Below are 13914 nucleotides of genomic sequence, written 5' to 3' on the forward strand. Positions count from 1 at the left end.
CGCGCGGCTTCGCGATTACTATTACCCTCATTCACAAACGCAACGACACGCTCACGCAACTCCATCGGATGCGGTTTGCCCATGGCGCTTCTCCTCCCATGGGCAAAGTGAATCACAAATCAACCAAAACCGAAATCCCGAATCCTGTTAGATGCGACACGCTTTAACAGCGATAACCATGTATTGCTGGACAGTATGCATATCACTGTGTCGTATTAGTCAGTACAACTCGTTGAAGACCTGTTCAGCCATGAACTCAATGAAAGCACGAACCTTTGGAGCCCGTGCAGACATCGGAGGCCACACAAGCGAAACGCTGCCTCGCTCTTCAGTGTAGTCTGCAAGAACGGATTGAAGACGGCCTGCCGCTAGGTCGTCTCTGACAAGATAGCTTGGTACTTGAATGATTCCCAAGCCGCCAAGCGCTGCGGACGCAAGTGCCTCCCCATCGTTCAAAATGATAGCAGGTTTGATTGGTTTCAGCTGACTGGAGCACTTGAACGCCCATGTTTCCGGGCGGCCTGTCGTCGGAAAACGGTAAAAAATGCAATCATGATCGTGAAGATCTGCCGGATTTTGCGGGATGCCAAACTGAGTTAGATAACATGGAGAAGCACAGGTGGTGAACGTATGGGGGCCTATCCTCCGCGCTCGTAACGTCGATTCGTCCAACTCACCAAGTCGCAGGACCACGTCATAGCCTCCCTCGATGATAGCGACCTTCACATCATCGAGCAAAATGTCAGTCGTAATATCTGGGAATTTGATCTGGAAATGTCTCAACGCCGGCATAATGACCTTGCGCCCCAACACGGTCGGTACGCTTACTTTGAGGCGACCTCTTGGCGCAGCTTGAAGCTGATGAAGCTCTTGCTCTGCGTCTTGTAGATCTTTCAAGATTCGCGCGACGTATCGATTAAGGACGTCACCTTCACCGGTCACAGCCAGTGAGCGTGTTGTCCGGTTGAGCAATCGCAGCCCTAAACGCGCTTCAAGCCGTTCCACCGATTTGCCGACGGCCGATGAAGATAGCCCAAGCTTTCTCCCCGCGGCCGCAAAACTCCCGGTTTCCACGGCAACTGAAAAAGCGATCAAGCCACCAAGGGACTCTATTGAAAGGATTGACGACATAATGTCCGGGATGATGCGACATCCAACCCTCTTCCGTCAACCGTCCTGATCCTTCACATTACAACACGGCCATAGATCGGTCTGAGTGGCTGGCGCTTTTGAGCACCTAGCTATTGGCCCCGTAAGGAAAAAGGCATGACGGCTCCAACCTTTAAAACTTGGGCTGACTGGATCAAAAGAGGCAGCGTTGCTCCGCATATTCTGACGTTGAAGTCGGCAGGTACAAAGCTTGACATGGTGGAGGCCATCCGGCCGAGAGGAGATCTTTCTCGGATGGCGCTGCCGAGTATGGTTCTCAACCAAGATTTGGTCGGCGGCACCCAATTGTGCGGCGATTTTGGCAGCGGCCGCTTTGCTGGGACTAGCGTCAAAGGAGGCTTCTATCTCGCTCCACCAAATGCAGATTATATGCTTACCGTCGATGCTGACCATCATACTCGCGCACTCGCTTTTTCAATTGAGTACTGGCAAATGGTTGTCGACTGGGCCGCAGATCGCATCTTCTCACTTACGGACTCGAAGCTCTATAATGGTCAATGCTTCCGCTCGCCTTTGATCCATTCGATATTTCGGCAGCTATGGCGGATAGGCGACGACGGGGGGGCGCCGTCGCGAATGCTAGCGCAAGCGGCTGGGTGCGAAATACTGGCGGAGTTGTGTCGTTTGCATGGCGCCCCGTTCTCCCCAGCAAATGGCGGCTTAGCGCCTTGGGCGGAACGGCGTTGCATAGAGATAATGCGGATGCGGCTCGCTGAGGATATAAGCCTTGTCGAGCTAGCAGTGGAAGCGAAGCTGTCGCCTTTCCATTTTTCCAGAATGTTCAAACAGAGCGTCGGAGTTCCCCCACGGGTTTTTCTGACGCAACTACGGGTGGACAAGGCATGTGAATTACTCCGGTATTCGGATCTTCCGATTACCGAAATAGCATTCGAAGTTGGTTATTCCTCTAGCCAGGTGCTTGCCCGAGTTTTTCTCAAACATCGGAATACGACTCCAACCGATTACCGCCGCGAATACCGAAAACTGCAATAAACGCCACCTACGAGCCCAGGCGGGTCGAATGTTGCCAGTTATGGTTTGGCGACGATTTCTTGGGTGCTTGTCCAAAATAACCGCAAGATTAGCAACGCCGAAGCAAATGCCGCGCCGGGATGAGCGGTCTCCATCCGTTAAGTTAGCCGAAGTTGGTGGGGTCAGACGATACGACACGACCAGGCTGCAATGTGAATATAGGGCGCCCCGTTTGGAAGACAGTGGCTATTGTCTGGGAGATGACACGATGACACCCCGTACTTTTGCATCCTTTCCACAATGGTATAGCGAGGGTAAGCTTTCTGGCTATTTGCGATCACTGAAATCGCCCGGAGGTCTTCTGAGCATGCTTGAGGCGGCGCCGCCAGCTGGCGACATGTCGCATCCGTCCGTGCCGGATCTTGTCCTGTACCAAGATGTGCTTGGCGGCAATCGCGTAAGCGGCGATATGGGAGGAGGGCAATTTGACGTAAGCAGTGGCGTGCAAAGTTTCTTTCTATCCGCCCCAAACTTTGCCAACAGAATTATGCTGAACAGAAGTCATCAGGTTCGAAGCCTGTCATTCCCCATGGCTCAGTGGCGGGACGTAATAGATGAGGCCACCGATGGCGGGTTCTCATTCGAGCGTGCCGCGATTTATGGAGGGACGCTATCTTCGCCCCTGCTACAAACAACGTTTCGCAGCTTGTGGGCGATATGCGATCAAGAGGGGGCACCATCTCGTTTGCTAGCCAGAGCTGCCGGATGCGAGATACTTGCTGAACTTTGCCAACTGGGTGGTCAGCCTATAGCGGTTGCCAGAGGAGGTCTCGCTCCCTGGGCGAAACGTCGCTGCCTTGACATGATGAGAGCGCGACTTGCCGAAGACATCGGTCTCGATGACCTCGCGAACGAGGCCCGGCTTTCGCCTTTTCATTTCGCGCGCATGTTCAAACAAACCGTTGGGCTACCACCCAGGGCCTACCTCACTCAGCTCAGGGTAGAACGAGCTTGCGAGCTGCTTGAGTCGACTTAAGTCCCAATCTCCGCCGTCGCTTCGAAAGTGGGTTATTCGTCTGGAAAGGTGCTAGCGCGCATCTTCCTAAAGCATCGAGGTAGCACGCTGTCGGACTACCGCCGCGCCTTTCGGGGTGCATCGAAATCCGACGTAGAGGGCAAAGAGATCCTTCGCAGCGTCGTCCAGTCTCCAGAAAATTGACGCTCATTTCGCGGGACACAAGGATAACTGGCGCCGACGGTGAAATGTCCGCGCTTCGTCGTACATGCTCTCAGCGAGCGGCCGTGCTCCCGTCTGCAATCAATGTCCGCGAATGTTTTGGACTTCGCCGCTGATCTGACCCTGTACCTCTCGACGCGAATATTTAACACAGGTCACTTCGTAAGCGTCTCCCGCGGCGCCCCCGCGTGACGCTTGTCCAGCAACTGCGGCAGCTGGCGCTGAATGTATCATCGATTACGCATCAACAGATGCAATGTAGCGCAATATTCGACCCCAGCCGCACGATCAGCAACGCACGATCTCAACTAAATTGCACAATGCTTCTTGTGCCCCGAGGTGTTGGGAGGCAACGCGGATGTGACCCTGAGATGCTGCTGTTAGCGCTGGCCCGGCTGCGTGACGACACGGAGATTAGAAGGACATTTGATATGACAATTGTGCCGGTCAACGGATCGACCCGTAAAGCTTTCAACTGGATCAATGGCTCTCAATGCCAAGAGGGCCATTTGAAAGAGTCGATCGACCCTGCAACATATAGTGTGATCGGTCACTACCCTGACGGCGGGACGGAGGCAGCGAAACTGGCCGTAGCAGCAGCCTCTAAAGCCTTTCGCGAGACTTTATGGGCGCACGATCACGAGCTTCGGGCGCGTGTGCTCGACCAACTAGCGTGCGCTTTTGAGCGCAATCGCGGCAGATTGCTTGAGATCCTGTCGTTGGAGAACGGCAAGGTGAAGGCAGAAGCCGCGTTCGAGTTGGACATGGTTGCGAGTAAGCTTCGCTATTCGGCCGCAACTGCTCTGGTCGAAGGCGGACGGGCGATGACACCAAAGCCGGGGAGCATTTCCCTGATCCTTCGCCAACCGATGGGCGTCGCCGCAGTCATCGCCCCCTGGAACTCTCCGGTTATTCTGACTATCCGCTCGTTGGCTCCAGCGCTTGCTGCTGGTTGCACCACGGTCATCAAGCTTCCGGCGCAAGTCGCACAGACTGCAAGCGTCATGGCGGAGATAATGGCTGAAGCAGAAGATCTTCCGAACGGCGTGATCAATCTGTTCTTCGAGAGCGGACCTGAAGGCTCTGCCTATCTCGTGGACTCGCCGGAGGTTCCGGTCGTCAGTTTCACAGGATCCACCCGTACCGGCCGAGCCATTAGCAGCACTGGCGCAAGGTATCTCAAGCGTTTCGGCATGGAACTCGGCGGCAAGACGCCGATGATCGTCTTCGACGATGCAGACCTCGATGCCGCTTTGCCGGTCTTGGAAAAGGCGCTGACAGTCTTCAGCGGCCAGTTTTGTATGACGGGCTCCCGCCTGCTCGTGCAGAATGGCAAATACGAGGCCGTTCGCGACGGCTTGGCGGAGAGGTTGCGCAACGTCAAGGTCGGCCCCGCCGCCGACCCCTCAAGCGATATGGGCCCATTGATCGACCGCGCTAACGTCGAGCGGATTGATGGTGTTGTTGAGGCCGCTATCGCAGCCGGAGCGAAGGTGGTTGAGCGTGGCGGTCCCATCAAAGTCGGTCCGTTTGCAAATGGCGCCTTTTTCCGCCCGGCCCTCCTGGAAGTCTCCGACAACAGTCTGGCTATCGTCCAAGAAGAGACTTTTGGCCCGGTGCTGACAATTCAGAGGTTCGCCGACGAGGCGGAAGCGATCCAACTCGCCAACGACAACGAATACGGATTGTCAGCCAGCATCTGGACACGCGATGTCGATCGATCCTTGCGGGTCGCGCAGACGCTCGAAGCGGGCTCGGTGTGGATCAATGACTGGGCGAAGGTCTACGACGGTACAGAAGAGGGCGGTTTCAAGCAGTCTGGCCTTGGCCGCCTGAACGGTCTGGCTGCGCTGGACGATTTCATCGAACATAAGCACATCGCGCTCAAGCCGGGCTTGACGCAGCGCTTACCCAAACCCACTCAAAAGGAGGAATAACCATGTCAACCGACACGAACGCCGAGAGAAAGTTTTCGAAAGCAGAACCAGCGTCGCCAACATCGCCTTTGGGGGTGTTGCAGTCGATCTTGTCTAACCCGACTGACCTGGAGTTCGCCAAGCAATTCACAACGGATGATTTCGTTTATGTTTCGTTGAACTATGAGCACCCGGAGCTTAAACGGATCATGCCCTGGGCCGGTACCAACGTAGGTACAGAAGGGCTGGTTCAGACTTTTATCGATGTCGGCCGGTACTGGACGACAGACAACTTCGAAATCCAGGACAGTTTCGAAAATAAAAACGGCGCTGCGATCTTCGGCACGTTCACCTACACATCAAACGTTTTGGGTAAAACGGTGACGTCGCCCTTCTCGGTTCTGGCGCGCGGCGAGAACGGCAAATTGTCATACGTGCAGTTCATGGAGGATACTTTCGCAACCGTCCGCAGTTTCAGAGATGGCGGCGAGTATTCCATTAAAGCGAACCCGGACGGGTCCGAGATCACCGTCTGAGGGTAGGTCCGCCTCGCCCGGCTTCAAGCACTCACCCGAAAAGACGGCGCTTCGAGTGGCATGTAGTTAGAACTCGGACTCACGAAACTTCGGCAAGTTTTGAAAAAGCAGCGCCGAAGAATCAATCTGATGCAAATTGCTGCCTGGCTTTTACCGAGCAGCTTCATTCAACCGATGGCCACTCAGGCTGGGCGGCGCCCTTCGCCGTGGCTCAATGTAAGGATATTCAGATGGCAAATTTCCTGCAGGTGCTAACTCCATCAAACTCTCAGCTTATTTTCATTGATCAACAGCCGCAAATGGCATTTGGCGTCCAGTCAATCGATCGTCAAACGCTGAAGAACAATGTCGTCGGTCTTGCCAAGGCTGCGAAGATTTTCAACATTCCGACGACGATTACGACGGTCGAGACGGATAGCTTTTCCGGCAACACCTTCCCTGAGCTGCTTGCCGTCTACCCGGAACACGACATCCTCGAGCGGACCTCGATGAACTCGTGGGATGATCAGAATGTGCGCGATGCGCTAGCGAAGAATGCCGCCGATGGCCGCAGGAAGATAGTCGTGGCAGGCCTCTGGACTGAGGTATGCAATATCACCTTCGCGCTTTCCGCACTCCACGACGTGACTGATTACGAGATCTACATGGTCGCGGACGCTTCGGGTGGCACCTCGCTCGATGCGCACAAGTACGCTATGGATCGCATGGTGCAAGCCGGCGTAATCCCGGCGACCTGGCAGCAGGTGCTGCTTGAATGGCAGCGCGACTGGGCGCGCAAGGAAACCTACGACGCCGTCACCTCGCTGGTCCGCGACCATTCCGGTGCTTACGGCATAGGCATCGACTACGCGGTCACTCATGTCCATGGCGGTCCTGAGCGCGTCAAGCACGGCAAGCGGATCGGCCCTAACCCTGCAAGGTAAAGGCTGATCGCGCCGCTCCGATCGTCCCTGTCGGAGCGGTTCCGCCGCTAGAGGAGCATATGTCGTGAAAATCTATTTTCTATCGCTTGGCGCCGGGCTGCTCGTCGGCGTCATCTATAGCCTGCTCAATGTCCGCTCGCCGGCGCCGCCAGTAATCGCGCTGGTGGGACTGCTCGGCATTCTCGTCGGCGAGCAGATCGGTCCGCTTGCGAAAACCATCTGGGGCAGGCAACCCGCAGCCACCTCGTGGCTCAACCACATCAAGCCTCACATGTTCGGCCATCTGCCTAAGGGCGGTCATGGCAGCTCCGAGATCGCCGGCAACCAGACACCGCCCGCAAAGGAGAAAATCTGATGCCTACACGCAGAACCCTTCTCGGCGCAGCATCTAGCCTGGCCTTTCCATCGCTCTTTTCATCAGCCCATGCTGCAGATCCCGTGGAAACCGGGGCTAGGAAGACGCATCCTGATCTTATCATGCACAACGGACAGCTAACCACGCTCGATCGAACCAACCCGAGCGCAACTGCCGTTGCCATCAAAGACGGTCTCTTTCTCCAGGTGGGCGCGGATGGCGATATCATCCGTCTGGCCGGACCTCAGACCAAAATCATCGATCTCAAGGGCAAACGCGTGCTGCCCGGTCTGATCGATAACCATACCCACGTCATTCGCGGTGGCCTGAACTACAACATGGAGCTGCGCTGGGACGGTGTCCGATCGCTTGCAGATGCGATGGACATGCTGAAGCGCCAAGTGGCGATCACGCCGGCGCCACAATGGGTGCGCGTCGTCGGCGGCTTCACCGAGCAGCAGTTCGTTGAGAAGCGCCTGCCGACGCTCGACGAAATCAACGCAATCGCCCCCGATACGCCAGTCTTCCTGCTGCATCTTTACGATCGCGCGCTGCTGAACGGTGCGGCCCTTCGCGCCGTTGGCTACACGCGCGAAACGCCGAACCCGCCAGGCAGCGAGATCAGCCGCGATGCCAACGGCAATCCGACAGGCATGCTGATCGCCACACCCAATGCCACCATTCTATATGCGACACTGGCGAAGGGGCCCAAGCTGCCGCTGGACTATCAGATCAACTCTACCCGCCACTTCATGCGCGAACTCAATCGCCTCGGGGTCACCGGCGTCGTTGATGCCGGCGGCGGTTTCCAGAACTATCCAGATGACTACCAGGTCATCCAGACGCTTTCCGACGAAGGCCAGATGACGGTGCGTCTCGCCTACAATCTGTTTCCTCAGAAGGCGAAGGAGGAAAAGGCGGACTTCCTCAAATGGACGTCGTCGGTCAAGTACAAGCAGGGCAACGATTACTTCCGCCACAACGGTGCGGGAGAAAGCCTCGTGGCATCGGCTGCGGACTTCGAGGATTTCCGTCAACCGCGACCCGACGCACTGCCGGAGATGGAAAGTGAGCTGGAGGACGTCGTGCGCATCCTTGCCGAAAATCGCTGGCCCTGGCGTCTACACGCTACCTATGACGAGACGATTTCGCGTGCACTCGACGTCTTCGAAAAGGTCAGCAGGGATATCCCCTTCGAGGGGCTGAACTGGTTCTTCGATCATGCAGAAACGATCTCGGATCGTTCGATCGATCGCATAGCGGCGCTCGGCGGCGGTATCGCCACCCAGCATCGCATGGCCTTCCAGGGCGAGTATTTCGTCGAGCGATACGGTCATGCCGTCGCCGAAGCCACCCCGCCGATCCGCAAGATGCTGGACAAGGGCGTGAAAGTCTCTGCCGGCACCGATGCGACCCGCGTCGCCTCGTACAACCCCTGGGTCTCGCTCTCATGGATGATCACCGGCAAGACCATCGGCGGCATGCAGCTTTATCCGCGAGCAAACTGCCTCGACCGCGAGACGGCACTAAGGATGTGGACCGAGAAGGTCACCTGGTTCTCCAACGAGGAGGGCAAGAAGGGGCGGATCGAGAAGGGACAGTTCGCCGACCTAATCGTGCCGGACAAGGATTTCTTTTCCTGCCCTGAGGACGAGATCTCCTTCATTACGTCTGATCTCACAATGGTCGGCGGCAAGATCGTCTATGGCGCCGGTGACTTCAGGGAGCTCGATGAAAACGAGGTGCCGCCCGCCATGCCCGACTGGTCGCCGGTGCGCAGATTCGGAGGTTACGCCGCGTGGGGTGAGCCGGATGGCGCTGGCCGCAACTCGCTCCGCCGCACGGCAATCTCGACATGCGGCTGCGCCAGTGATTGCGGCGTCCATGGCCATGATCATGCCGGTGCCTGGACCTCGAAACTGCCGGTCGCGGATCTGAAGGGTTTCTTCGGCGCGCTTGGCTGCTCCTGCTGGGCGGTGTGAGATCCGGCGAGAACCGGCCGGGCAGCCTCAATTGCTGCTCGCCCATGTCGACCGCTTCCGACAGACTGCCGCGCCATTTTTAAGTCCCTTGTAACAGCCGCCGCTCCTGACACCGGCAGTTCACGCCAGCAGGACAATTTGAGAGACGCACAGATGACCGATCACCTTCCATCCGCAAGCCGCCAGGGCTCGTTGGCTGCCCGGCTCGTTTCCGCGTCGCCGATCCGCACGCTGGCGCTACTCGCCCTTTGCGCCGCGTATATCCAGGGTCCGATCACTAAGATCCTCGATTTCGATGGAGCACTGGCGGAAATGCCGCATTTCGGACTGCTTCCGGCCCCGTTCTTTGCCGTCTCGGTCATCGTTTTCGAACTCGTCGCCTCCGCCATGGTGGTATCCGGCCTTTTGCGCTGGGCAGCCGCACTAGCATTATCCGGCTTCACGCTCCTCGCGACCTTCATCGCCCTGCGTTTCTGGGAGATGGCGCCGGGCATGGAGCGCTCGATGGCCGCCAATGCCTTTTTCGAGCATATCGGGCTCGCCGGTGCCTTCGTTCTCGTGGCCGCCATCGATCTCGGCAAGGATGCGGGCGAATGAGCCCGGCAAGCCCCCCGCGCGGAAGTTTTGCGCCGCTCGCCCAACCGGTCTTCGCAGTTCTCTGGGCCGCCACCGTGCTTGGCAATACCGGCAGTTTCATGCGCGACGTTGCAAGCTCATGGCTGATGACAGATCTCTCCGCGTCGCCCGCTGCCGTGGCGATGGTCCAGGCAGCCGGCACGCTTCCGATCTTTCTACTCGCCATTCCCGCCGGAGTGCTGACCGACATTCTCGACCGCCGCAAGTTCCTGATCGCTGTGCAACTCCTTCTGGCCTCCGTCAGCATCACGCTGATGATCCTGGCGCAGACGGGAATGCTCTCGGTCGGCGCCCTGATCGGGCTCACCTTCCTCGGCGGCGTTGGCGCTGCGTTGATGGGACCGACCTGGCAGGCGATCGTTCCGGAGCTGGTCGAACGCAAGGACATCAAGAGCGCCATTGCTCTCAATTCGCTCGGCATCAACATAGCCAGGTCGATCGGTCCTGCGGCCGGTGGGCTGCTGCTCGCCGCTTTCGGAGCGGGCGTGACTTATGGCGTCGATGTTGCGAGCTATCTGGTGGTCATCGCTGCACTGATCTGGTGGCCCCGGGCGAGCAAAACCGATGATGCGCTGGCCGAAGGTTTCTTCGGCGCCTTCCGGGCCGGCCTGCGATACACCCGCGCCAGCCGACCGCTGCATGTCGTGCTGCTGCGCGCGGCAGTCTTCTTTGCCTTCGCCAGCGCCGTCTGGGCTCTCCTACCGCTGGTTGCCCGACAAATGCTTGGTGGGGATGCGAGCTTCTACGGAATCTTGCTTGGCGCCGTCGGGGCCGGCGCGATCGGTGGAGCCTTTGTCATGCCGGTGCTGCGCGTACGGTTGAGCCCCGATGGGCTTCTGCTTAGTGCGGCGCTGACCGCTGCGGCCGTCATGGCCACACTGTCGCTTGCCCCACCGAAATGGATCGCCATCGTCGCTCTCCTGTTCCTGGGCGCTGCATGGATAACGGCACTGACGACGCTCAACGGCACCGCCCAGGCCGTCCTGCCCAACTGGGTACGGGGGCGCGGGCTTGCCGTCTATCTGACCGTCTTCAACGGCGCGATGACGGCGGGCAGTATTGGCTGGGGCGCGGTCGGCGAGGCCGCCGGCCTATCCGGTACGCTGCTGATCGGCGCTGCGGGACTGGCTGTCGCCGGTGTCGTCATGCACCGGCTGAAACTGCCGGCCGGCGACGCGGACATGGTGCCGTCCAACCACTGGCCCGAACCCCTTGTCGCGGAACCGGTCGGCCATGATCGCGGCCCGGTCCTCATCCTCATCGAATACAATGTCGAAAAGCACAGTCGCACAGCGTTTCTCCATGCGATCGATAAGCTCTCGCACGAAAGACGACGCGATGGCGCCTATGGATGGGGCGTGACCGAGGACAGCGCCGATCCGCAAAAGATGGTCGAATGGTTCATGGTCGAATCCTGGGCCGAGCACCTGCGTCAACACAGGCGGGTCTCGAATGCCGATGCCGATTTGCAGGGCGAGCTTCTGACCTATCACAAAGGTCCTGATAAGCCGGTCGTCCGCCACTTTCTGGCGATCAACCGGCCGGGCAAAGCCTGATCCAAAGCCACCTTTGGAAGGAGCAAGCCGAATCAAGCCCTCTCGATAGTGGGAGAAGTAGCGACATTGCAGTGCAACGTAGTGGCAGTCTTGCCGAGAACTACGGTGACTGAGTTCTTTGACAATCAAATATCGATATCAGGGGACATCGAGGCTGGCATCGTCGTGTAATTCGTCCACATAACAGGGATATTCCTGCCGCTGACGGGCAGAGACCTGCGCATCAATGTCAATGAACATGATGGCCGAACTGGTTTCAGTCCGCCCAGCCAGCCCGCCCCCGGGAGTGATGGCAAAGCCGCCCCCGCCGAAGCGCGGACCATCCCCAGATTGCCGCACCCTGTTCGAACTGACGACATAGCTCCCAGACACGATTGAGGCCATCTTGCCAGCAGTTATCCAACTTTCGTGGGAAGAACCGGTCGCCCGAGGAACGGCAATCAGATCAGCTCCCCGTCGGCCATATTGTCTGGCATGTTCGTTGAACATGAGTTCGGTGCACAGGAGGACGCCTACACCTAGCCCGCAAATATGCTGGATGTTGAAGCGCCCATCGCCTCGGCTGAACCAGGACACCTCGGACCAACCGGGCTCCTGCGGAAGGTATGTCTTCGTATGCAGGGGGCGAACCTGGCCGTTCTCGATGAAGATCGCCTCATTGACGAGACGGTCGGCGAGGAGCGCTGGGCGACTTGTTATAACAGCCGGAATGTTCAGTGCGGCGAGAGCAGCAGTGCCAGCTTCGTGGATCTCAACACTTTGCCGTGCGTCCTCCATGGCAAAATCCTCCTTTCGAGCCAGCCACTGACCGAAGGGCATTTCATTCATTACCATTATATCGGGCCGGCGATGGACGAGAGCCTGGGCAAATTGGTCCCACGCCGTTCCATGCGGGCGCAAGCCATCCATCATTTCGACGTAAGCACAAACAGGCATATTTCCTCCAACGCAAAAGAGCATAGTTCTTGACCTAGCAGGTCAGAGTCTCTGGGCTGGCCATGAAATCCTGCTAAATGCCCGGTATATGTAGCGGATCACGGTGTTCGGCGTCGCTTAAGAGCTAACTCTAGACAATGACGTCGCAACCGCTGCATTCTTAGCTTCTTCGATGGAGAGGCGGACCGCTCGCTTCATTGCATCCTTCTCCCCGAATATGGCAACAAAAGCCGTGGCACCTTCCAAGCGAGCCAATGTGTCAGTCGCGATGTTCCGAGCGACATCGGCAGGCATGGCGCGGGACAAGATGCTGGACAGATGATCGCGGTGCGCTTGAAAAAAGGCTCTGACTGCATCCTTGGCAATCGGGGTCTCGTCACTCGTGCCATAAGCTAGATGCAGGCCTACGCATCGCCCGCGATCGGTGAGCGTCGTCGCAATCAGTTCTATAACGTCGGCGAACTCGACGTCCCATTGCCTTGATCCCCGGTCTCGATCACCGAACGTCTCTTGCAAAGTGAGATCCAGGACCGCCGGAACGAGAGCTTCCTTGTTGGGAAAGCGGACGTATAGCGATGATTTCTTCAGGCCAACGGCATCCGCGAGGTCGTTCATCGACGCCCCGGCATACCCTTTCGATCGAAACAATTCCCTCGCAGTCGATACGATCGTTTCTCTCATGACTTTCATGCGTCTTCTCCGAGCCGGGTTCTATGGCACTTGTTACAGCAACCTCGAAGGGTTGACAACCGACCGTTCGGTCGTATTTTACATCCATCCGTTGAACGTTGGTTTGCCGAAACCTTTGAGAAGGAGTTCCAAAATGGTCGTGAGCTACAAAACGCAAAAAGTTATGGACGTCGAGGTTTTCTATAGAGAGGCTGGTTCTAAGGAAGCGCCGGTGCTTCTTCTCCTTCACGGTTTTCCGTCATCCAGCCACATGTACCGTGATCTGATCCCGCTGTTGGCAGATCGGTACCGCGTCATCGCACCAGATCTTCCCGGGTTTGGACGAACGATCTCACCTCCACGTGCGGATTTTGCTTACACTTTCGATAGCCTTGCCGCCGTCATGACAGGCTTTACAGAGGCGCTCGGCCTCAGCCGCTATGCACTTTACGTGTTCGACTACGGCGCACCGGTCGGGTTCAGAATGGCAACGGCCAATCCGGAGCGGATCACCGCCATAATCAGCCAGAATGGCAACGCCTACATTGACGGGTTCAGTGATGAATGGACCGCCTGGGAGGCCTATTGGCGGGACCCTTCCGCCGAAAACAGAGAGGCATGTCGAGCGTCCCTGTCTCCGGAGGTGATCGAGAATTGGCAATACCGCACCGGGACATCAAAGGAGCGACTTTCGCCCGATGGATACCAGCTTGATATCGCGTTCATGTCGCGGCCGGGTGGGGAAGACATTCAACTTGATCTTATCCTCGACTACAGAACAAACATCGACCGGTATGGCGAATTTCAGGCGTATTTCCGGGATCACCAACCTCCGTTCCTGGCGGTCTGGGGCAGACATGATCCAGCATTCGTCCCGGCGGGTGCCGAGGCCTACAAGCGCGACCTGCCCGCCGCAGAAGTCCATCTGCTCGATACCGGCCATTTTGCTTTGGAAACACATGTCGACGAGATCGCTCAGTTCATCCGAAGCTTCCTGATCAGATACGTCTGAGCTCGATACGACAG

At 57.6% G+C, this 13914-nt stretch carries 13 protein-coding genes; 10 read left to right on the plus strand and 3 right to left on the minus strand.

Going from position 1 to position 13914, the window contains the following annotated elements; translation table 11 throughout:
- Positions 1 to 219: 219 nt before the first annotated feature.
- Positions 220 to 1131, minus strand: coding sequence for a LysR family transcriptional regulator (locus J2T09_RS26455; protein ID WP_306840077.1), 912 nt, complete (start codon positions 1129 to 1131; stop codon positions 220 to 222).
- A gap of 135 nt (positions 1132 to 1266) precedes the next feature.
- Here J2T09_RS26455 and J2T09_RS26460 point away from each other — a divergent pair, with 135 nt between their 5' ends.
- The 9 genes from J2T09_RS26460 to J2T09_RS26500 all read left to right on the plus strand — a co-directional run bounded on the left by J2T09_RS26460 (position 1267) and on the right by J2T09_RS26500 (position 11283).
- Positions 1267 to 2163: a helix-turn-helix domain-containing protein gene (locus tag J2T09_RS26460; protein ID WP_306840078.1), complete on the plus strand. Its 897-nt coding sequence runs from the start codon at positions 1267 to 1269 to the stop codon at positions 2161 to 2163.
- Positions 2164 to 3007: 844 nt separating this feature from the next.
- A complete protein-coding gene (locus tag J2T09_RS26465) occupies positions 3008 to 3178 on the plus strand; it encodes a helix-turn-helix domain-containing protein (RefSeq protein ID WP_306840110.1) in 171 nt (56 codons plus the stop codon).
- A gap of 572 nt (positions 3179 to 3750) precedes the next feature.
- Positions 3751 to 5316, plus strand: a complete 1566-nt coding sequence (locus J2T09_RS26470; RefSeq protein ID WP_306840079.1) for an aldehyde dehydrogenase family protein — start codon at positions 3751 to 3753, stop codon at positions 5314 to 5316.
- A 2-nt stretch (positions 5317 to 5318) separates the two neighbouring features.
- A complete protein-coding gene (locus tag J2T09_RS26475) occupies positions 5319 to 5831 on the plus strand; it encodes a nuclear transport factor 2 family protein (RefSeq protein WP_306840080.1) in 513 nt (170 codons plus the stop codon).
- Positions 5832 to 6061: 230 nt separating this feature from the next.
- The gene (locus tag J2T09_RS26480) at positions 6062 to 6754 is read left to right on the plus strand and encodes a hydrolase (protein ID WP_306840081.1); all 693 of its coding nucleotides are present in this window, start codon (positions 6062 to 6064) and stop codon (positions 6752 to 6754) included.
- Positions 6755 to 6818: 64 nt separating this feature from the next.
- Positions 6819 to 7109: a XapX domain-containing protein gene (locus tag J2T09_RS26485; RefSeq protein ID WP_306840082.1), complete on the plus strand. Its 291-nt coding sequence runs from the start codon at positions 6819 to 6821 to the stop codon at positions 7107 to 7109.
- Complete coding sequence (locus tag J2T09_RS26490; protein WP_306840083.1) at positions 7109 to 9091, plus strand: amidohydrolase; 1983 nt, start codon at positions 7109 to 7111, stop codon at positions 9089 to 9091. The genes J2T09_RS26485 and J2T09_RS26490 overlap by 1 nt, the downstream gene beginning before the upstream one ends.
- 153 nt (positions 9092 to 9244) lie before the next feature.
- Positions 9245 to 9688 (plus strand): DoxX family protein, encoded by a 444-nt coding sequence (locus J2T09_RS26495; protein ID WP_306840084.1) that lies wholly within the window; start codon positions 9245 to 9247, stop codon positions 9686 to 9688.
- Complete coding sequence (locus J2T09_RS26500; RefSeq protein WP_306840085.1) at positions 9685 to 11283, plus strand: MFS transporter; 1599 nt, start codon at positions 9685 to 9687, stop codon at positions 11281 to 11283. The genes J2T09_RS26495 and J2T09_RS26500 overlap by 4 nt, the downstream gene beginning before the upstream one ends.
- Before the next feature lie 138 nt (positions 11284 to 11421).
- Here J2T09_RS26500 and J2T09_RS26505 read toward each other — a convergent pair whose 3' ends face one another.
- Complete coding sequence (locus J2T09_RS26505) at positions 11422 to 12219, minus strand: carbon-nitrogen hydrolase family protein (RefSeq protein ID WP_306840086.1); 798 nt, start codon at positions 12217 to 12219, stop codon at positions 11422 to 11424.
- A 117-nt stretch (positions 12220 to 12336) separates the two neighbouring features.
- Complete coding sequence (locus J2T09_RS26510) at positions 12337 to 12909, minus strand: TetR/AcrR family transcriptional regulator (RefSeq protein WP_306840087.1); 573 nt, start codon at positions 12907 to 12909, stop codon at positions 12337 to 12339.
- A 133-nt stretch (positions 12910 to 13042) separates the two neighbouring features.
- Here J2T09_RS26510 and J2T09_RS26515 point away from each other — a divergent pair, with 133 nt between their 5' ends.
- Positions 13043 to 13900, plus strand: a complete 858-nt coding sequence (locus tag J2T09_RS26515; RefSeq protein WP_306840088.1) for an alpha/beta fold hydrolase — start codon at positions 13043 to 13045, stop codon at positions 13898 to 13900.
- Positions 13901 to 13914 lie beyond the last annotated feature (14 nt).

Origin of the sequence: Neorhizobium huautlense (genome assembly GCF_030811685.1) — a bacterium.
Lineage (GTDB): Bacteria > Pseudomonadota > Alphaproteobacteria > Rhizobiales > Rhizobiaceae > Neorhizobium > Neorhizobium huautlense_A.